Annotated in this window: 16 protein-coding genes; 1 reads left to right on the top strand and 15 read right to left on the bottom strand. The window is 61.8% G+C overall.

The window, feature by feature from the left end:
* Positions 1-59: 59 nt before the first annotated feature.
* The 12 genes from glmU to pcsA all read right to left on the bottom strand — a co-directional run bounded on the left by glmU (position 60) and on the right by pcsA (position 13,646).
* Positions 60-1,421: a bifunctional UDP-N-acetylglucosamine diphosphorylase/glucosamine-1-phosphate N-acetyltransferase GlmU gene (gene glmU, locus K6N12_RS24830; RefSeq protein ID WP_131710890.1), complete on the bottom strand. Its 1,362-nt coding sequence runs from the start codon at positions 1,419-1,421 to the stop codon at positions 60-62.
* A 165-nt stretch (positions 1,422-1,586) separates the two neighbouring features.
* Positions 1,587-2,372, bottom strand: a complete 786-nt coding sequence (locus tag K6N12_RS24825; protein WP_097628925.1) for a FadR/GntR family transcriptional regulator — start codon at positions 2,370-2,372, stop codon at positions 1,587-1,589.
* Positions 2,373-2,387: 15 nt separating this feature from the next.
* The gene (gene yjfF / locus K6N12_RS24820) at positions 2,388-3,356 is read right to left on the bottom strand and encodes a galactofuranose ABC transporter, permease protein YjfF (protein WP_097628926.1); all 969 of its coding nucleotides are present in this window, start codon (positions 3,354-3,356) and stop codon (positions 2,388-2,390) included.
* Entirely contained in the window at positions 3,353-4,366 is a 1,014-nt protein-coding gene (locus tag K6N12_RS24815) for an ABC transporter permease (protein WP_097628927.1), read from the bottom strand. The genes yjfF and K6N12_RS24815 overlap by 4 nt, the downstream gene beginning before the upstream one ends.
* A complete protein-coding gene (ytfR, locus tag K6N12_RS24810) occupies positions 4,363-5,886 on the bottom strand; it encodes a galactofuranose ABC transporter, ATP-binding protein YtfR (protein ID WP_097628928.1) in 1,524 nt (507 codons plus the stop codon). Before ytfR ends, K6N12_RS24815 begins: the two co-directional genes overlap by 4 nt.
* 186 nt (positions 5,887-6,072) lie before the next feature.
* Complete coding sequence (ytfQ, locus tag K6N12_RS24805; RefSeq protein WP_097628929.1) at positions 6,073-7,035, bottom strand: galactofuranose ABC transporter, galactofuranose-binding protein YtfQ; 963 nt, start codon at positions 7,033-7,035, stop codon at positions 6,073-6,075.
* Positions 7,036-7,177: 142 nt separating this feature from the next.
* The gene (locus K6N12_RS24800) at positions 7,178-8,254 is read right to left on the bottom strand and encodes a BMP family ABC transporter substrate-binding protein (protein WP_097628930.1); all 1,077 of its coding nucleotides are present in this window, start codon (positions 8,252-8,254) and stop codon (positions 7,178-7,180) included.
* 53 nt (positions 8,255-8,307) lie between these two features.
* Positions 8,308-9,228, bottom strand: a complete 921-nt coding sequence (locus tag K6N12_RS24795) for an ABC transporter permease (RefSeq protein WP_097628931.1) — start codon at positions 9,226-9,228, stop codon at positions 8,308-8,310.
* Positions 9,225-10,307: an ABC transporter permease gene (locus K6N12_RS24790; RefSeq protein ID WP_097628932.1), complete on the bottom strand. Its 1,083-nt coding sequence runs from the start codon at positions 10,305-10,307 to the stop codon at positions 9,225-9,227. Before K6N12_RS24790 ends, K6N12_RS24795 begins: the two co-directional genes overlap by 4 nt.
* A gap of 11 nt (positions 10,308-10,318) precedes the next feature.
* Entirely contained in the window at positions 10,319-11,887 is a 1,569-nt protein-coding gene (locus K6N12_RS24785; RefSeq protein WP_097628933.1) for an ABC transporter ATP-binding protein, read from the bottom strand.
* Between the two features lie 39 nt (positions 11,888-11,926).
* Entirely contained in the window at positions 11,927-12,907 is a 981-nt protein-coding gene (locus K6N12_RS24780) for a quinone oxidoreductase family protein (protein WP_097628934.1), read from the bottom strand.
* Between the two features lie 10 nt (positions 12,908-12,917).
* On the bottom strand, positions 12,918-13,646 hold the full coding sequence (gene pcsA / locus K6N12_RS24775) for a phosphatidylcholine synthase (RefSeq protein ID WP_097628935.1): 729 nt from the start codon (positions 13,644-13,646) through the stop codon (positions 12,918-12,920).
* Between the two features lie 346 nt (positions 13,647-13,992).
* Between pcsA and K6N12_RS24770 the strand changes: the two genes are divergently transcribed.
* Positions 13,993-14,805, top strand: coding sequence for a ferredoxin--NADP reductase (locus K6N12_RS24770; protein WP_097628936.1), 813 nt, complete (start codon positions 13,993-13,995; stop codon positions 14,803-14,805).
* 50 nt (positions 14,806-14,855) lie between these two features.
* On the opposite strand, the gene K6N12_RS24765 is transcribed toward K6N12_RS24770, so the two are convergent.
* The 3 genes from K6N12_RS24765 to K6N12_RS24755 all read right to left on the bottom strand — a co-directional run.
* Positions 14,856-15,470 (bottom strand): GntR family transcriptional regulator, encoded by a 615-nt coding sequence (locus K6N12_RS24765; RefSeq protein ID WP_097628937.1) that lies wholly within the window; start codon positions 15,468-15,470, stop codon positions 14,856-14,858.
* A 192-nt stretch (positions 15,471-15,662) separates the two neighbouring features.
* The gene (locus tag K6N12_RS24760) at positions 15,663-15,962 is read right to left on the bottom strand and encodes a VOC family protein (protein WP_239620312.1); all 300 of its coding nucleotides are present in this window, start codon (positions 15,960-15,962) and stop codon (positions 15,663-15,665) included.
* 81 nt (positions 15,963-16,043) lie between these two features.
* Positions 16,044-19,261, bottom strand: a 3,218-nt coding sequence (locus K6N12_RS24755) for a calcium-binding protein (RefSeq protein ID WP_222148987.1), incomplete at its 5' end; no start/stop codon positions are given.

The following is a 19,261-nucleotide window of genomic DNA, read 5'->3' as shown; positions in this document are numbered from 1 at the left end:
CTTAGTTATCAATCACCTCGGCGGTCACTTTCAATTTCCGCCGGTTACGCAAAGCGGCTTCAGGCCTTAGCCTTCTTCGCGGCCTTGATGGCGAGCGCGCGCTCGCGCAGCAGTGTGGCCCGACCGGGCTTGATCTCCTGCCGGGCACGGCCGAGCGCCAGCGCATCGGCCGGGACGTCGGCGGTGATGACGCTGCCGGAGGCGATATAGGCGCCGTCGCCGATCGTCACCGGGGCGACCAGCGAGGAGTTGGAACCAATGAAGGCGTTTTCACCGATCACCGTCTCGGCCTTGTTGACGCCGTCATAATTGCAGGTGATCGTACCGGCGCCGATATTGCTGCCGGCGCCGATAACGGCGTCGCCGATATAGGTAAGATGGTTGACCTTGGCGCCGTCGCCGATCCGGCCGTTCTTGACCTCACAGAAATTGCCGACCTTCGAACCATTGGCGAGATCGGCACCTGGCCGCAACCGCGCGAAGGGGCCGACGGTCGCGCCTTGGCTGACATGGGCGCCTTCTATATGCGAGAAGGCATGGATGACGGCGCCGCCGTCGATCACAGCGCCGGGGCCGAAGACCACGTTCGGCTCGATCAGCGCGTCCTGGCCGATGACGGTGTCGTAGGACAGAAAGACCGTTTCCGGCGCAATCATGGTGACGCCTGACAGCATCATGTCGTGGCGGCGGCGCTCCTGCCAGAACCGCTCGATGACGGCAAGCTCAGCCCGGGTGTTGCAGCCGGTCATCTCGATCTCAGGGGCGTCGACGGCGGTGACGCGGCCGCCGAGCGAACGGGCGATTTCGACGAGATCGGTCAGATAGAATTCACCCTTGGCATTGGCATTGCCGATGCGCGAGAGCAGATCGAGCGCCTTGCGGCCGTTGATCGCCATCAGCCCGCTGTTGCACCACGTCACCGTGCGCTCAGCATCGGTCGCGTCCTTTTCCTCGCGGATGGCGATGAGTTCGCCGTCCTTGACGAGCAGGCGGCCGTAGCCTGTGGGGCGATCGGTGTGGAATCCGATGACGACGATATCGCTGCCTTCGGCAAGGCCCTGGCGGGCGGCCTTCAACGGCCCGTCGGTCTGCAGCGGCACGTCGCCATAGGTGACGAGAATATCGTCATAGCCCTTGGCGATCGATTCGCGCGCCGCCAGCACCGCATGGCCGGTGCCGAGGCGCTCCTTCTGCAGGCAGGATTCAATTCCGACGCCGCCAATGTGTGCTGCCTTTGCCACTTCCTCGGCATCGCGGCCGACGACGAGTGCAGCGGAGGAAATGCCGGCGGAGGCGACCGCCTCGACCACATGGGCGATCATCGGCCGTCCGGCGACCGGATGCAGCACCTTCGATTTCGAGGATTTCATCCGCGTGCTGTCACCGGCGGCAAGGATGACGGCAAGACAAGTACGTTCCATGATCTGCTCCGCGAATCCGCGCCATGAGGCGGCTTTGTTGCCTCATACTGCATAATTCCTGAAATCGGAATCGATTTTCGGGAAGTGCGCTTTGTGGATCGAAAGTCTTGCGGCGTGCTTTGCGCCCCGAAAAAGACGCGGGGCGCGCGGAACAGAGCAGAGCCTCTACAGGTGTGAGATATCGGCTGAAATCGGCACGATGACTGTCTCCGAACCGCGGGCGGCGAACGCCTCGTGCACATGATGGCGGCCGTCCAGGATGACGAGTTCCATGGCGCGGCGCGCAGCAAGGCTGTCGCCGGAAACGATCGCGTCAACGATACGCATATGGGTGTCGGCGATATTGGCGAAGCCGTTTTCGGATGGCGGCGTGCTCATGCGGAACATGCCGACGAGGGCCGCTTCGATGAGGCTGCCCAAGGTGCGCATGAAGGGATTGTGCGAGGCCTCGGCGAGCGCCAGGTGAAAGTTAAGGTCGGCGAGCGCGAGGCTGTCGGCGGTATGGCCGCTCGCCGCCATCTCGAGCGCCAGCGCGCGCAGCGTCTCGATATCCTCGGCATTCGCCCGTTCGGCAACGAGACCGGCGGCGAAGGGTTCGATGGCGAGACGAATATCGTAGAGCTGCAGCAGAAACTCTTCCGTCACGCCGTTATCGAAGTGCCAGGCGATGATCTCGCTGTCGAACATGTTCCAGAAGTTCTTTTCGGTCACACGCGTGCCGACCCGCGCCTTGGCGACGACCATGCCCTTGGCGGCAAGCGTCTTCATCGTCTCGCGCAAGACGGTACGGGACACCTTGAAGCGCTGCGCCAGCTCGGTGTCGCCAGGCAGGATGGTGCCGACGGGATAGGTGCCGGCGACGATTTCCTTGCCGAGTTCGTCGACCACCTGTGCGTGGCTCGTCCGGGTTCTGCGCCCCGTCTTACGGGTCTCGTCCAATTTGTTGCGCAAGCGATCCCTCTCCCCTCAGGCGTACCTCTTGTTCAGACTGGAAACGAACAGGATGGCTTTCTGCATCAGGATGAATGCAAACAGCAAAAGGCCAATCAGAATCTTGGTCCACCAGCTCGACAGAGTGCCGTCGAAGGTGATGTAGGTCTGAATGAGCCCCTGGATCAGGATACCGATGAAGGTTCCCGCCACGAATCCCGCTCCTCCGGTCAGCAGCGTCCCCCCAATGACGACCGCCGCGATGGCATCGAGTTCGACACCGACTGCTGCAAGAGAATATCCGGCAGAGGTGTACAGCGAAAAAACGATCCCGGAAAGGCCTGCTAGAAAGCCCGACAGCGCATAAATCTGGATTGTCGTGCGTCCCACAGGCACGCCCATCAACCGGGCCGTCTGCGGGCCGCCGCCGAGCGCATAGACATTGGTGCCGAAGCGGGTGCGCTGGGCGATGAAAATGCCGACGGCAAAGACCAGAAGCATGATGGCGCCGATCAGCGTCAGCCGGCCGCCGCCGGGCAGGCGCCAATAGAGGCTCGTCAGCGTCGAATAATATTCGTGGTCGATCGGGATGCTGTCGATCGAGAGCACGAAGGCCATGCCGCGCGCCAGGAACATGCCGGCGAGCGTGACGATGAAGGCCGGCATTTCGAGATAGTGGATGATTGCGCCCATGACCGCGCCAAAGGCGGTGGTGATGACCAGCACCAGCGCGAAGGCCAGCAGCGGATGGATCGAGGTCTTCTGCAGGATCACCGCGAGGAAGACGCCGGTGAAGGCGATGATCGATCCGATCGACAGATCGATGCCGCCGGAGATGATGACGAAGGTCATGCCGACGGCGGCGATGCCGAGGAAGGCGTTGTCGGTCAGAAGATTGCCGATGACGCGGGTCGACAGCATGTTCGGATATTGCAGCGTGCAACCGGCATAAGCGAGCACGAAGATGACGATGGTCGCCAGCAGCGGCAGGTATTTGGAGTTCATTTCGACTGCTCCCTTCCGCCCTGCCGGCGGCTGGCGAAGATGGCGAGCGACTGCACCGCCGGCGACTGGATGACGAGGATGACGATAATGATGACGGCCTTGATGATCAGGTTGAATTCGGGCGGGAAGCCGGAGGACAGGATGCCGGTATTCACCGCCTGGATGATCATCGCGCCGATCAGCGATCCGAGGATGCTGAAGCGCCCGCCGAGCAGCGAATTGCCACCGACGACGACGGCGAGGATGGCGTCGAGTTCCAGCCAGAGGCCGGCATTGTTGGCATCGGCCCCCTTGATGTCGGCGGCGACGATGATGCCGGCGATCGAGGCGCAGAGACCGCTCAGCATGTAGACGGCCATCAGCAGGACCGGCGTCTGGATGCCGGAGAGCGTGCTGGCGCGGCGATTGATGCCGACGGCCTCGATCAGCATGCCGAGCGCCGTGCGGCGGACGAGCAGGATGACGAGCAAAGCGACGAGCAGCCAGATGACCACAGGCATCGGCAGGAGCGCCAAGGAACCGCTACCGAAGAAGGTCAGCCCGTCATCGTTGAAGGTGAGGATCGCGCCTTCGGTGATGAGCTGGGCGATGCCGCGGCCGGCGACCATCAGCACCAGCGTAGCGATGATCGGCTGGATATTGAGGACCGCCACCAGGAAACCATTCCAGACGCCGCAGGCAATGCCGATCGCCAGCGTCAGGACAATGGTGTAGGCCACTGAATTTCCGGTGACAATTGACGAGGCGGCGACGGCGCCGCAGATGGCGATGACGGCGCCGACGGACAGGTCAATGCCCTTGGTGGCAATGACCAGCGTCATGCCGATCGCCAGCAACGCCACCGGCGCGCCGCGATTGAGCACATCGATCAGGCTGCCGTAAAGCCGGTCGTTCTGAACAACCACATTAAAAAACTGCGGCGACGTGATGAAATTCAACAAAAGAATGACAACGAGCGCGATCAATTGCGGCGCCAGGCGATAAGCCAGCGCCTTCAGCGAGGACCTCATGCATCCTCCTTCTTATGTTCGGCGGCGGCAATGGCTTCGACAATGCCCGCCGCGGTGATACGTTCGCCGGTGAGTTCGGCGATATGCTGCCTGTCGCGAAGGACAATGACACGTGAACTATAGGCGACAAGCTCTTCAAGTTCCGAGGAAATCACGATCAGCGACATGCCTTCGGCGCAGAGTTGCTCAATGAGCTTGATGATCTCGGCATGGGCGCCGACATCGATGCCGCGGGTCGGCTCGTCGAGGATCAGAAACTCCGGATTGGTCGCCAGCCAGCGGGCCAGGATCGCCTTCTGCTGATTGCCGCCGGAGAGGAGCCGGATCGGCTTTTCGCGATCGGTGGTGCGGATATCAAGCGCCTTGATGTAGCGGTCGGCAAGCGCATTCTGCTCGGCGCGCGACAGCGGCCGGGTCCAGCCGCGGCGCGCCTGCAGCGCCAAGGCAATGTTCTCCCGGATCGACAGGTCGCCGATGATGCCATCGGTCTTGCGGTCCTCGGGGCAGAAGCCGAAACCTTTTTCGATGGCCGATCGCGGGCTGGAAAGCGTCACCGGCTGCCCGTCGATCGTGGCGCTGCCGCTGTCGGCATGCTCGATGCCGAAGAGAAGCTCGGCGGTTTCCGTGCGGCCGGAGCCGAGCAGACCGGCAACACCGACCACCTCGCCGGCGCGCACATCAAGATCGAAGGGCTTGACCTTGCCGCGTTTGCCGTAGCCGGCAAAACGATAGCGGACCTCGCCGGCCGCAAGGCTGTGCTCCCGTACCGTCTCCTCGACATGCGCCAATTCACGGCCGAGCATCATGGCGATCAGGCCCTGGCGCGGCAGATCGGCGACGTCGCGGGTGCCGACGAGCTTGCCGTTGCGCAGCACGGTGATCCGGTCGCTGATCGCATAGACCTGTTCGAGAAAATGGGTGATGAAGACGATGCCCAGACCGCGCTTCTTCAGGTCCTCGATGATGCGAAAGAGCAGCGCCACTTCCTGGTTGTCGAGGCTGGCGGTGGGCTCATCCAGGATCAGCACCTTGCCGGAAAGATCAACGGCGCGGGCGATGGCGACCACCTGCTGGACGGCGACGGAGAAGCGGCCAAGCTCGGCGGTGACGTCGATATCGATGCCGTAGCCGGTGAGCAGATCGCGCGCCTTGCGGTTCATCGCGCGCACGTCGGTCATGCCGAAACGCCTTGGCTGGCGTCCGAGAAAGAGATTTTCGGCGACGCTCAGATTGGCCAGCAGGTTGACCTCCTGGTAAACCGTGCCGATGCCGAGCTTCTGGGCGGCGAGCGTATTAGCCGGATTGATTTCCTGGCCGTCGAGGGTCAGGCTGCCCTCGTCACGATGATAAGCGCCGGTGATGCATTTGATCAGTGTCGATTTGCCGGCACCGTTCTCGCCCAGCAGCGCGTGCACCTCGCCCTTGCGCAGCGTGAAATCGACCTTGTCCAACGCCACTGCGCCGGGAAAGAATTTCGATATTCCGGAAGCCGCGAGAACGTTCTCGAAATCGTGAATCATAAGGGTCTGTTTTCCTGATATTGACGGCAAAAGCCGCGCCGCGGCCGGACATGACGTCCCAAGGCGGCAAGGCAGTTCCGCACCGGTCCATGATGGGCCGGTGCGGTTCTACAGCGCTTGAATGCTGCATCATTCTACCCTCAAATCGATCCCGATTTGAGGATTATGCAGCGGCGTCAAATCAGATCAGTAGCCCTGACCCTTCTTCTCTTCGTAGACCTTCATCGGCTCGTCGGCGGGCGTGTAGAGCTTGGATTCGGTCTGGATCCACTTCGGCGGAGCCTTCTTGTCCTTCAGGTAGGCATCGAGCGCATCGAAGGCCGGACCTGCCATATTAGGCGTCAGCTCGACCGTGGCATTGGACTCGCCTTCGGACATGGCCTTGAAGATATCCGGCACGGCGTCGATCGAGACGACGAGGATATCCTTGCCGGGCTTCAGGCCGGCTTCCTTGATCGCCTGGATGGCGCCGACGGCCATGTCGTCGTTATGGGCGTAGAGAGCGCAGATGTCCTTGCCGCCATTTTCGGCCTTCAGGAAGCTTTCCATGACTTCCTTGCCCTTGGTGCGGGTGAAGTCACCGGTCTGGCTGCGAACGATCTTGAGGTTGTCGTGGCCGGCGAGAGCTTCTTCGAAGCCCTTCTTGCGGGCGATGGCCGGCGACGAACCGGTCGTGCCCTGCAGCTCGACGACGTTGCACTTCTTGTCGCCGACGGTCTTGACCAGGAAGTCACCGGCGACCTTGCCTTCGTGGACCAGGTCCGAAGTGACAGCCGTCAGGTAGAGATCATCAGGAGCCTTGATGGTGCGGTCGAGCAGGATGACCGGAATCTTGGCTTCCTTGGCTTCCTTCAGAACGTCATCCCAGCCGGTTTCGACGACCGGAGCAATGAGAATGGCATCGACGCCCTGAGCAATGAAGGAGCGCAGAGCCTTGATCTGATTTTCCTGCTTCTGCTGTGCATCGGCAAACTTCAGATCGATGCCGCGCTTCTTGGCCTGCTCCTTGGTTACGGTCGTTTCAGCCGCGCGCCAGCCCGATTCCGAGCCGATCTGCGAGAAGCCGACGGTCAATCCGCCGGCCGAAGCCGAACCAAACATGCAGGTAGCAAGAATCGTGGCACTCAAAAGTGCAGTCTTCAATTTCATGATTTCCTCCCAAGCCGCGTCTCGCGGCGCACGGTCAAAAAATCATATAGTATTACTTTTGTAAATCGGAATCTTTGCATGCAGCGCAGCAAAAAAGAGCGCCCACAAGGGGCGCCCTTCGCACGTGCGAATTGAAGACTGCTTATTGCGCCGGTAGCTTGTCGTCGACGCCTTCGACATAGAAATTCATGCCGAGCAGCGTGCCGTCATCGGCCTTCTCGCCGGCCTTCAGCCAGGGCGTGCCGTCCTGCTTGTTGATCGGGCCGGTGAAGGGATGCAGCTCACCCGACTTGATCTTGGCTTCGGTTTCCTCGGCCATCTTCTTCACATCGTCAGGCATGTTGGTATAGGGCGCCATCTTCAGGATTCCGTCCTTCAGGCCGTCCCAGCTCTGCTCGGACTTCCAGGTGCCGTCCAGAAGCGCGTGGACGCGCTTGGAGTAGTAGGTGCCCCAGGTATCGACGATCGCCGTCAGCTGCGCCTTGGGGCCTGCCGCGATCATGTCGGATGCCTGACCGAAGGCGTGGATGCCGCGTTCTTCGGCAACCTGCATCGGCGCGGTCGTATCCGTGTGCTGGGTCAGCACGTCGACGCCCTGGTCGACCATCGCCTTGGCGGCATCGGCTTCCTTGCCGGGGTCGAACCAGGTGTTGACCCAGATGACCTTCAGCTTGAAGCTCGGATCGACCGACTTGGCGCCCTGCTCGAAGGAGTTGATGCCCATCACCACTTCCGGAATCGGGAAGGAGGCGATGTAGGCGGCGGCGTGATTCTTCGAGGTCTTAGCGGCGATCTGGCCGAGGATATAGCGGCCTTCATAGAAGCGCGAATTGTAGGTGGCGAGATTGGGGCCGGATTTGTACCCGGTGCCGTGCTCGAACTTGACGTCGGGGAACTTGGCGGCAACCTTGACCGTCGCATCCATGAAGCCGAAGGACGTCGTGAAGATCAGCTTGCAGCCGGAACGGGCAAGACGCTCGATGGCGCGCTCGGCATCCGGGCCTTCCGGCACGTTTTCGAGGTAAGGCGTGTCGATCTTGTCGCCGAATTCGGCCTGGACCTGCTGGCGGCCGAGATCATGCGCCTGCGAATAACCGCCATCGGTGTGCGAACCGACATAGACGAAGCAGACCTTCGTCTTATCAGCAGCCTGAGCGGCCGACGAGATGCCGATCACGGCGGCAGCCGAGGCGGCGAGTGCGAATGCGTATTTCTTCATGGTAACCCCTGTTGGTTTGAAGTTATTTGCGGAAACCCGTCTTTGTCTTTGCCTTATCGCTCCGGCACGAAGGCTTTTCCGAGCGAGGCGGGCGTATTGATCAACGTCGTGCGCCGATTATGAGAAATGATGATGAGAACCACAATAGTCGCGGCATAGGGCAGCATCGAGAGGAACTGTGAGGGAATGCCGAGACCGAAGGCCTGCGCGTGCAGTTGCAGGATGGTGACCGCGCCGAAGAGATAACCGCCGGCAAAGACCCGCCACGGCCGCCAGGAGGCAAAGACCACCAGCGCCAGCGTGATCCAGCCGCGTCCGGCCGACATGTTCTCCGCCCATTGCGGGGTATAGACGAGCGACAGCTGGGCGCCGGCAAGACCGGCGCAGGCGCCGCCGAACATCACCGCCAGATAGCGCGTGCGGATAACCTGAATGCCGAGCGCATGGGCCGAAGCGTGACTGTCGCCGATCGCCCTCAGCTTCAGCCCGGCCCGGCTGCGGAACAGGAACCAGCTGACGCCGACCACAAGCGCAATCGACAGGTAGAAGATCAGATCTTGCCGGAAGAGAACATGGCCGATGACCGGGATGCCGGAGAGGAGCGGAATAACGATCTCACCCAGACGAATGCCGGGCATGCTGACATAGGCTTCGCCGAGCATGCCCGACACGCCGAGGCCGAGAAGGGTAAGCGCCAGACCCGTTGCCACCTGGTTTGCCACCAGCGTCAGCGTCAGGAAAGCGAAGAGAAGCGAGAAAAGCGCGCCTGCGGCAATGCCGCAGACCATGCCGACATAGGGCGAGCCCGACATTTGCGCTCCGGCAAATGCGGCGACCGCGCCCATGATCATCATGCCTTCGACGCCGAGATTGAGCACGCCGGAGCGCTCGGTGACGAGTTCGCCCAGCGCTGCGATGACGAGCGGCGTCGAGGCGGTGATGACGGTCAGCAGAATTGCTTCGAAGATGCTCATGCCGCGCCCCTGACCCGCGACCAGACGATGCGGATTTTGTAATAGATCAGCGTATCGCAGGAGAGCACGAAGAAGAGCAGCAGCCCCTGGAAGACGCGGGTGACCTTGTCGGAAACGCCGAGCGACAGCTGTGCGGCCTCGCCGCCGAGATAGGTCAATGCCAGCACCAGGCCCGATGCGATGATGCCGAGCGGATTGAGGCGTCCCAAGAAGGCGACAATAATGGCGGTGAAGCCGTAGCCCGGCGAGATCGCCGGCTGCAGGTGGCCGATCGAGCCGGAGACCTCGGCTATCCCGGCGAGGCCGGCAAGGGCGCCGGAGAAGAGGAAGCTGAACCAGATCATTTTCTTCGACGAGAAACCGGCAAAGCGCCCTGCCCGTTCCGACTGGCCGAGCACGACGATCTCGAAGCCTTTCAGCGTGTAGCGCAGCATGAACCAGACGCCGACGGCCGCAATGAGGGCGAAGATGAAGGCCCAATGGGCCCGGCCCGACTCTTCCCAGATCGCCGGCAGCACCGCCTCAGGCGCGAAATCGCGCGAGACCGGAAAGTTGAAGCCCTTCGGATCGCGCCAGGCGCCACGGATCAGCCAGTCGAGGAAGAGCTGGGCGATATAGACCAGCATCAGCGACGTCAGGATTTCGTTGGTGTTGAAATGCGCCTTCAACAGCGCCGGAATGGCGGCGAAAAGCGCACCGCCGAGCGCTCCCAGGATGAGCATCAGCGGCAGGACAAGCGGCGAGTGCCAGTCGTAGAAGACGATCGGCAGATAGGAGCCGGTGATGGCGCCGATGGTGAACTGGCCTTCGGCGCCGATATTCCAGTTGTTCGAGCGGTAGCAGACCGCCAGGCCGACAGCGATCAGGATCAACGGTGCCGCCTTGATCGCCAGTTCGTGCAGAGACCAGACCTCGAGCAGCGGCTCGACGAAGAAGGCGTCCAGCGCCTCCACAGGGTCCTTGCCGAGCATGGCAAACATGATGGCGCCGAACACCAGTGTCAGCACAAGGGCCAGCAGCGGCGAGACGAAGGTATAGAGCTTCGAGACGTCGGGGCGTTTTTCGAGTTCAATGCGCATGGGCTGCCTCTTCAATGCGCATGCGGCGCCTCTGGGGCACCACCGCTCTGGTGCAGGCCGCCCATCAGCAGTCCGATCTTTTCGCGTGTCAGTTCGCCAGCCGGGAACGGGCTGGAAAGGCGTCCCTCGGAGATGACGGCAATATCGGTCGCCACTTCGAAGATCTCGTCGAGATCCTGGCTGATGACGACGACGGCGGAGCCGGCCTTTGCCAGATCGACCAGAGCCTGGCGGATGCGGCTTGCAGCCCCGGCATCGACACCCCAGGTCGGCTGGTTGACGACGAGCACGGCCGGCTGGCGGTCGAGTTCGCGGCCGACGATGAATTTCTGCAGATTGCCGCCGGAGAGCGAGCCTGCGGCCGGGTCGTCGCCGCTCTTGCGCACATCCATCGCCTCGGAAATCCGCCGTGCGGCAGATTTCACCGCGCCATGGCGGATGATGCCGAGCAGGCCGAGAAAGGCCTTGCGGTCCGACTGGCTGCGGGCGAGCACCAGATTGTCAGACAGTTTCATGGCGGAGACGGCGGCATGGCCGTGCCGCTCCTCCGGCACGAAACCGGCGCCGAGCAGGCGGCGGGCGGTGATGCCCTCCGTGCCCACAGGCTTCTTGCGAATGACGATCGCTTCTGCCGACGCGACCGGATATTCGCCGGAGAGGGCATCGAAAAGCTCGCTCTGGCCGTTGCCGGCGACGCCGGCGATGGCGAGGATTTCGCCAGCGCGCACCGCCATCGAGACGTCGCGCAGCGGCATGGCGAAAGGCGTGCGGGGTGCGACCGAAAGGTTGGCAACGGCAAGCTGCACCTCACCCTTGTCGCTCCGCTCGGGATGGGTGACGCTCGCCACCTCGCTGCCGACCATCATGCGGGCAAGCGAGGCCGGCGTTTCCTGCTTCGGATCGCAGGCGCCGGTGACGCTGCCATGGCGCAGCACCGTGGCGCGATCGCAGATGCGCTGCACCTCTTCCAGGCGGTGGCTGATATAGAGAACCGAGCGGCCCTCGGCGCGCAGCTTGAACAGCGTTTCGAACAGCCGGTCGGCCTCCTGCGGCGTCAGCACCGAGGTCGGCTCGTCGAGAATGATCAGCTTCGGGTTCTGCAGCAGCGCGCGGACGATCTCGATGCGCTGGCGCTCGCCGACGGAGAGATCGGCGACATGGGCATGCGGATCGAGCGGCAGGCCGTAAGCTTGAGACAGCGCCCTCGCCTGCTCGGCGATCTTGCCGATCGGGATGGAGTCGTCGAGCGACAGCGCGATGTTTTCGGCGACGGTCAGCGCCTCGAACAGCGAAAAATGCTGGAAGACCATGCCGATGCCGAGCTTGCGGGCCTCGCCCGGCGAGGCGACCGACACCGGCTTGCCCTGCCAGAGGATATGCCCGTGCGTCGGCTCCAGCACGCCGAACAGCATCTTCACCAGGGTGGATTTGCCTGCGCCATTTTCGCCGAGAAGCGCGTGAATTTCGCCCGGCGCGATATCGAGATCGATTTCATTGCAGGCGGCAAAGCCACCGAAAAACTTCGTCAGCTTCTGGACGGATAACAACGCACCGGGTTCCGGCACATTCAATGGCGACACGTTCCCCTCATTTCTTCTGCCGATCGGTCCGTTCGGATCTCATGGAATCAGCAGCGTCGTTCCTGTTGTTTTTCTTGTTTCCAGATCCGCGTGAGCCTGCCCAACTTCACGCAAGGGATAGGTTTGATTGATATTGATACGCACTTTGTTGCTTTGCACAACATCAAATAGCGCCTTGGCGCTGTCGGTCAGCTCCTGGCGGGCGGCGATGTAGGTGAAGAGCGTCGGCCGCGTCGCAAACAGCGAGCCCTTCTGCGCCAGCATCGCCAGGGTAAAGTTCTCGATCGGCCCGGAGGATTGGCCGAAAGAGGCAAAAAGGCCGCGCGGCTTCAGGCAGTCGAGCGACTGTGGAAAAGTATCGCGGCCGATCGAATCGTAGACGACATCGACGCCCTTGCCCCCGGTGATTTCGCGCACGCGGGCGACGAAGTCTTCGCTCTTGTAGTTGATCACATGGTCGTAGCCATGGGCGAGCGCCAGCTCGATCTTGTCTTCGGAGCCCGCCGTGCCGATGACGGTGGCGCCGAGCGCCTTTGCCCATTGGCCGGCGATTAGGCCGACGCCGCCGGCAGCGGCGTGGAACAGTAGGACCGTCTGCGGGCCGACCTTGAAGGTGCGGTTCAAGAGATATTCGGCGGTCATGCCCTTCAGCATCATCGCCGCTGCCGTTTCGAGTTCTATGCCGTCAGGCACAAGCACCAGATGCCGCGTCTCGATATTGCGTTCGGCGCTATAGGCGCCGTCGGCGCCGGCATAGGCGACGCGGTCGCCGATATTGAAATCGGTAACGCCGGGGCCGACTGCCGTCACCGTGCCGGCGCCCTCCTTGCCGGTGACAAAGGGCAAATGCGGCGCCTTATAGGTGCCGTTGCGGAAATAGACATCGATGAAATTGAGGCCGACCGCCGCCTGGCGGATCTGCACCTCGCCGGCTGCGGGCGGCGGCAGATCGAGCTCGACGTAATCGAAGACCTCCGGCCCGCCCGTTCTCGAAAATGAAATCGCCTGCGTTTTCGTCATCTGGCTTGTCCTAAGCTTTTCGTCCGAGGGCGGGGAAGAATTGCAGCACCGCGCCGATGACGTAAAGATAGACCCCGGTCACGATAAAGAGAATGAGCGCCCATTCGGGCGTGTCGAAATGCATCAGCAGCGAAAAAATCCCCAGCGCCGACCACAGGAAAAAGACGCCGAGGTTGAGCGGGCGCAGCCTTTTGACCCGGACCGGGTGGAGGAAATTGATCGGCAGGAAGGTCAGCACCACCGAGACGATGACAACAGTGAGCGCCGTCGTGGCGCTCGCATCGATGACGAACAGCGTGAAGACGATCATGTTCCAGACGACAGGGAAGCCGGAGAAGAAATACTCGTCCGTCTTCATGCCCATATCGGCATAGTAGATGGCGCTGGAGACGACGATCATGCCGGCGGCGACGAAGGACCAGGGCTCGCCGATCATGCCGCTCTGATAAAGCGCGAAGGCCGGCAGAAGCACATAGGTGACGTAGTCGATGATATTGTCGAGCGTATCGCCCGACCAGTTCGGCAGCACTTCCTTGACGCGCACCTTGCGGGCGATCGGCCCGTCTATGCCGTCAACCAGAAGGGCGAGGCCCAGCCACCAGAACATGTCGATGAAGCGGTGTTCGGCGGCGGCAACGACGCCGAGAAAGGCAAGGAAGGAGCCGGATGCCGTCAGGATATGGACGGAAAAGGCGCGCATCTCCGCATAAGGAACACGCTTGTAGTTGAAAATCTTCATATTCCCCCGACCGCCCTATCGCGCTCGCCCCGGCAAGCATCTTTTTTTCGCCACCATCGCCGAACCCTGTTGCTGAATCGGGTTCGACGCCGTAGGTCTTTGTTGTCGCACCATTTTTGCCGAAAACCGGCATCCGTTTCCGGCGTGCTGCTCTAATATGCATCCTTTGCCGGGCTTCGCCAGCGGGAAATACGACATTCCCCGCCAGCCATTGAATCCTGACGATGACATGCATATTTCCCTTTAGAAGCGTCGCGTGGAATGGAATGCCTTTAATTCCGGCCCGATTTGTAATATCTCGCTCGCATCCGACTGTTCATCCGACGAAACGGGATCCGCTACCGAAATGAACGCGCCTGCAAAGACCGAAGACTTCGCCTTGTCCATCCCCGCCGGCGTCTATGCCGAGACGGTGCTCGATGTCACGCACTATACGGACCGGCTCTTCCGCTTCACGATGACCCGGCCGCAGGGCTTCCGTTTCCGTTCCGGCGAATTCGCGATGATCGGCCTGATGGTCGAGGGCAAACCGGTCTTCCGCGCCTATTCGATCGCCAGCCCCGCCTGGGCCGAAGAGCTTGAATTCTTCTCGATCAAGGTGCCGGATGGCCCGCTGACCTCGCATCTGCAGGCGATCAAGCCGGGCGATCAGGTGCTGATGCGCAAGAAGCCGACCGGCACGCTGGTGCTCGATGCGCTGACACCAGGCCGTCGTCTCTACATGTTCTCGACGGGAACGGGCGTTGCGCCTTTCGCCAGCCTGATCCGCGATCCCGAGACCTATGAGAAGTTCGAGGAAGTCATCCTCACCCATACCACCCGCGATGTCGCCGAGCTGCAATACGGCTTCGACCTCGTCAACGAGATCCAGAATGACGAGCTGCTGAAGGAAGTGGTCGGCGACAAGCTGCGCCATTATGCGACCGTCACGCGCGAGGATTTCGAATATCGCGGCCGCATCACCGACCTGATCTCGTCGGGCAAGCTGTTTACCGATCTCGGCGTACCGCCGCTCGACCCGGCGATCGACCGCGGCATGATCTGCGGCTCCTCGGCCATGCTGAAGGACACCAAGGAACTGCTCGAAAAGGCCGGCCTCAACGAAGGCGCCAACAGCAAGCCCGCCGAATTCGTCATCGAGCGCGCTTTCGTCGGCTGAGGTTTTTCCGACAATCAGACCTGACAACGGCTCCGGAAACGGGGCCGTTTTTATGTCTGGGCGAGATAGTCGATCAGCATCGCCATCGCGGCGCGCGCCGCATCCGGCTTGCCTCGGTGGATGGCCTGGATGACAGCGACATGCAATGCGATGGCGCGATCCATTCGCTCCGGGTTTGCGGTGGAGTACCAGAGGCGACGCGAATGCGTCTGCACCGGGCCGAGCGCCGCGGTGATAAAACCATTCGGGCAGACCTCTTCGAGGATTTCGTCGAAGGTCTTGTCGGCGGCAAAGAAGCCGGCGAGATCGCCCGTGGCGGCGCATTTGTCCATGGCCCGGGCGCAGTCGCCGAGGCGCCCGCGCTGTTCGTCCGTGGCATGCTCGGCAACGAGGCTTGCCGCGATCGGCTCCAGTTCACGGCGCACCTGCATGACATTGCCATGATCCTCCGGCGCGATCTCGGCAATCTGCAGCCCGACGCGCGGCTTTACCAAGATCAGCCCCTGCCAGGCGAGCTTCTGAATGGCCTCCCGCACCGGCGTCCGCCCATGGCCCGCCATATCGATCAGCTGTTTTTCGGTGACGAGCGCCCCGGGCTTCAGCGCCAGTGTGACGATCAGGTGTTCCAGCGCAAGATAGGCAAGATGGCTCTGTGAGGTCTGCATGCTGAAAATCCGCTGCCGATCTGATATATCACCTTGTCGCACGGCGAAAAGCCGAAGACAAGTCGGCATTGAAATATCGGAATAGAGACAAAGAGATAACAGCGGTGTGAATTCGACGAATGCGATTGCTGACCTGGTGGTCTACGCCGCAAAGAACTCCCTTCCCTCGCCCCACCTCCGTTATGCTCGGCCTTAAGCCGAGCATCCACACCACATCCACCAGCGGTAATGGCATGGATCCTCGGCCCAAAGCCGAGGAGGACAGAGAGCGGGGTTGGCGTCCACGTCGAATACAAGCTTGACGATGGATTGGCCGCCCCGCTGCCCTTTGGCGGCCTGATGAAGCATTATATTGGCGCCGCCGTCCTGAGCGACGAGTTCAACGATGCGATCGCCGGGCAAGCTGGTCGCCTTAAATCCGAAGTGCTTCTCATAAAACCGCGCCGTTTCCTCGACGTTCCCGGCGTAGATCACCAGCCTGTTGAGCGGCATGACGGCGCCTCATGTCTCCTCAAGTTTACTTTGAGTGCAACGCAACCGCTGTTCCTGCGGCTGCGTTGCCTCAGGCCAAACTTAGCTGAACAGAGTTCCCGAAACCTGCGTGCCATCCGCAAGGTAGAAGAACTCGATGCTGTTTGCTCCGGCGTACCAGTCTTGCAGTATCACCGTGGCGTTTTCATAGCCTGTGCCGGGCGTCGCGTCGGCATGAGATTGAAGAACGAGATCATCCCCCACTCTCAGGTTATCCAAATCCGCCAAGGATAGAACCCTGTCCAGATACACCGCGTCACTTCCTTCGACACCAGTGTCCTTGATCGTCGCAGCAAGAGCCATGTTCACATGGTAGCTGTCGCCGTCGTTGCCACCATCTGCAAAACCTTGGCCCAATATCAGGTTCAAGGTATCGCTGCCGTCGTCGCCATAGAGGTGGAAATCGCCAGTGCCGCTAAAGAGCGTATCATCGCCGCTGCCCCCATGAAGCTGGTCTGCTCCGCCGCCGCCATTCAGCGTATCATTGCCGGTTCCACCGGTGATGATGTTGTCGCCGGTGTTGCCGGTCAGTGTTGCATTGCCGGTGCCGGTGAAAGTCAGCCGCTCGACGTTGGCATCGTTCGCCATCAAATAGCTTGTCAGTGTGGTGCGGATCTCGTCCGTCCCCTCTCCTGCAGCCTCCGTGATCGTCACACCCTGAGCGTCGATGAGATAGATATCGTCTCCCGCGGCTCCGACGAGGGCGTGTCCCGAAGTGGAAGAGGCCAGGGTGTCGGCGAAGGAGGAGCCAACGACCCGCTCGAAATTGGCCAGAACGTCACCTGACGCGTAGCCACCGCTGACGACCTTGGTTGTCAGGTTGATATCTACCGCATCGCTGGAGAGCGAATAATCGATCGTATCCAGAGTGCCCGCTCCGCCATTCAGATTGTCCGCCGAAGCTGAGCTGAAGAAGGTGTCGTTGAAGTTCGACCCTACGAAAGCTTCAATGCTGTCGAAGCTGTCGCCGGCGGCGTCGCCTGTATGGACCCCGGTCTTCAAATCGAGAGTGATTGCCGCCGCCGCATTGGCATAGCTGGCGGTATCCGCGCCCGCACCGCCGATCAACTGGTCGGCTCCGGCACCTCCGATCAGCGTATCGTTGCCTATTCCACCTGTTATGACGTTGTCGCCGGCATTGCCGGTCAGGGTCGCGTTGCCGGCGCCGGTGAAGGTGAGATGCTCGATATTGGCGTAGGCCGCCATCGAGTAGGAGGTCGCAGTGGTGCGGATCTCGTCGTCGCCTCCGCCTGCCGATTCGGTGATGACGATGTTCTGGGAGCTGACAACATAGGTATCGTTGCCGCCGCCGCCCTGCAGCGTCTGGGTGGTCGTGGCGGTCGAGCCGAGCGTGTCTGCGAAGGCCGAACCGATGACCTGCTCGATGCTGACGAGCCTGTTGCCCTCCGCGTCGCCGCCCGATGCGATGGCCGTCACTCCGCTAGCCCCAAGGATCACGCTGACCGCTGCAGCCGAAGAGGAATAGCTGACGGTGTCGGTGCCGACACCGCCGTTGAAGGTGACGGCTGTGCCGTTGCCAACGAAGGTGTCCTTGGAGGAAGAGCCGACGAACGTCTCAATGCTGCTGAAGGTGTCTCCGGCGGCGTCGCCAATGTGGACGCCAGTCTTCAGATTGATAGTGATTGCGGCCGCCGCATTGGCATAGCTGGCGGTATCCGTGCCCGCACCGCCGATCAGTTGATCGGCTCCGGCGCCGCCATTCAGCGTATCATTGCCGGTTCCACCGGTTATGACGTTATTGCCGCTATTACCGGTCAGGGTCGCGTTGCCGGTGCCGGTAAAGGTCAGCCGCTCGACATTGGCGAAAGCCGCCATCGAATAGGTTGCCAGCGTAGTGCGGATCTCGTCCGTACCCTCTCCAGCAGCCTCCGTAATCGTCACGCCTTGGTTGCCGACGAGATAGATATCATCTCCGGTTCCTCCGACGAGGCTGTGTCCTGATGTCGACGAGCCCAGGGTGTCGGCGAAGGAAGAGCCAATGACCCGCTCGAAATTGGCGAGAACGTCCCCCGCCGCATCGCCACCGCTAACGATGTTGGTCGTCAGATCGACGTTTACCGCAGCACTGGAGAGCGAATAGTCAATCGTATCAGTGCCTGCTGCGCCATTCAGATTATCTGCCGAAGCTGAGCTGAAGAAGGTGTCGTCGAAGCTCGAGCCCTCGAATGCTTCGATGCCGGTGAAGGTGTCGCCGGCGGCGTCGCCGGTGTGGACCCCGGTCTTCAGATTAAGCGTGATCGCAGCCGCCGCATTGGCATAGCTGGCGGTATCCGTCCCTGTGCCGCCGATCAGCTGGTCGGCGCCCCCGCTGCCGATCAGGGTATCGTTCCCGCCGGCGCCGTCCAGGATATCATTGGCCGCGCCTCCGATGAGGATGTCATCGCCGGCGCCGCCGGTCAGGTTCACTGCCCCGGTGCCGGTGAAGGTCACCCGCTCGACATTGGTGTAGTTCGCCATTGAAAAGGTTGTCAGCGTGGTACGGATCTCGTCCGTACCTTCGCCAGCGGCCTCGACGATGGTGACGCCCTGGTTGTCGACGAGATAGATATCGTCTCCCGCTCCGCCGACGAGGGTGTGTCCAGACGTGGAAGAGCCCAAGGTGTCGGCGAAGGACGATCCTACGACTCGCTCGATGTTGACGAGGCTGTTGCCTTCAGCGTCGCCGCCCGTTGCAACCGTCGTCACCCCGGCGGCCCCAAGGGTTACGTTGACGGCCGCAGCCGAGGTGGAATAATCGACGATGTCGGTGCCGGCGCCGCCGTTGAAGGTGATGGTAGTGCCGTTGCCGACGAAAGTGTCGTTGGCGGACGAGCCGCTGAGCATCTCGATGCCGCTGAAGGTGTCGCCGGCCGCATCGCCTGTATGGACGCCGGTCTTCAGATTAAGGGTGACCTGGCCGGTATAGGCTGCTGTATCGTTGCCCGTGCCGCCATCCAATTGATCTGCCCCCGCGCCGCCGGTGAGGCTGTCGTTGCCGTCGCCGCCCTGGAGCACATCATTACCTGCGCCGCCGATGAGGATGTCGGTGCCGGCGCCGCCGAACAGCTGGTCATTGCCGGCGCCGCCGTCCAGGGTATCGTTGGCGATCCCGCCGGTGATGATGTTGTCCAACGCATTGCCCGTGCCGACGAAGTTGACACTGCCGGTGAAGGTCAGCCGCTCGACATTGGCGTAGCCCGCGATGCTCAACGTCCCCTGCGCCGTCTGCACCGTGTCGTCGCCCTCGCCCGCCGCTTCGA

Source organism: Rhizobium redzepovicii (assembly GCF_019793435.1).
GTDB classification, from domain to species: Bacteria; Pseudomonadota; Alphaproteobacteria; order Rhizobiales; family Rhizobiaceae; genus Rhizobium; species Rhizobium redzepovicii.
The sequence above is the reverse complement of the archived record's forward strand: the minus strand, read 5'-3'. Positions and strand labels throughout refer to the sequence as shown.

Excerpts from the sequence above, each read along its gene's own strand:
- K6N12_RS24765 (WP_097628937.1), bottom strand. The coding sequence starts at position 15,470 with ATGCAGACCTCACAGAGCCATCTTGCCTATCTTGCGCTGGAACACCTG.
- glmU (WP_131710890.1), bottom strand. The coding sequence starts at position 1,421 with ATGGAACGTACTTGTCTTGCCGTCATCCTTGCCGCCGGTGACAGCACG.
- K6N12_RS24815 (WP_097628927.1), bottom strand. The coding sequence starts at position 4,366 with ATGAGGTCCTCGCTGAAGGCGCTGGCTTATCGCCTGGCGCCGCAATTG.
- yjfF (WP_097628926.1), bottom strand. The coding sequence starts at position 3,356 with ATGAACTCCAAATACCTGCCGCTGCTGGCGACCATCGTCATCTTCGTG.
- K6N12_RS24780 (WP_097628934.1), bottom strand. The coding sequence starts at position 12,907 with ATGACGAAAACGCAGGCGATTTCATTTTCGAGAACGGGCGGGCCGGAG.
- ytfQ (WP_097628929.1), bottom strand. The coding sequence starts at position 7,035 with ATGAAATTGAAGACTGCACTTTTGAGTGCCACGATTCTTGCTACCTGC.
- K6N12_RS24760 (WP_239620312.1), bottom strand. The coding sequence starts at position 15,962 with ATGCCGCTCAACAGGCTGGTGATCTACGCCGGGAACGTCGAGGAAACG.
- K6N12_RS24795 (WP_097628931.1), bottom strand. The coding sequence starts at position 9,228 with ATGAGCATCTTCGAAGCAATTCTGCTGACCGTCATCACCGCCTCGACG.
- K6N12_RS24790 (WP_097628932.1), bottom strand. The coding sequence starts at position 10,307 with ATGCGCATTGAACTCGAAAAACGCCCCGACGTCTCGAAGCTCTATACC.
- K6N12_RS24800 (WP_097628930.1), bottom strand. The coding sequence starts at position 8,254 with ATGAAGAAATACGCATTCGCACTCGCCGCCTCGGCTGCCGCCGTGATC.
- K6N12_RS24770 (WP_097628936.1), top strand. The coding sequence starts at position 13,993 with ATGAACGCGCCTGCAAAGACCGAAGACTTCGCCTTGTCCATCCCCGCC.
- pcsA (WP_097628935.1), bottom strand. The coding sequence starts at position 13,646 with ATGAAGATTTTCAACTACAAGCGTGTTCCTTATGCGGAGATGCGCGCC.
- ytfR (WP_097628928.1), bottom strand. The coding sequence starts at position 5,886 with ATGATTCACGATTTCGAGAACGTTCTCGCGGCTTCCGGAATATCGAAA.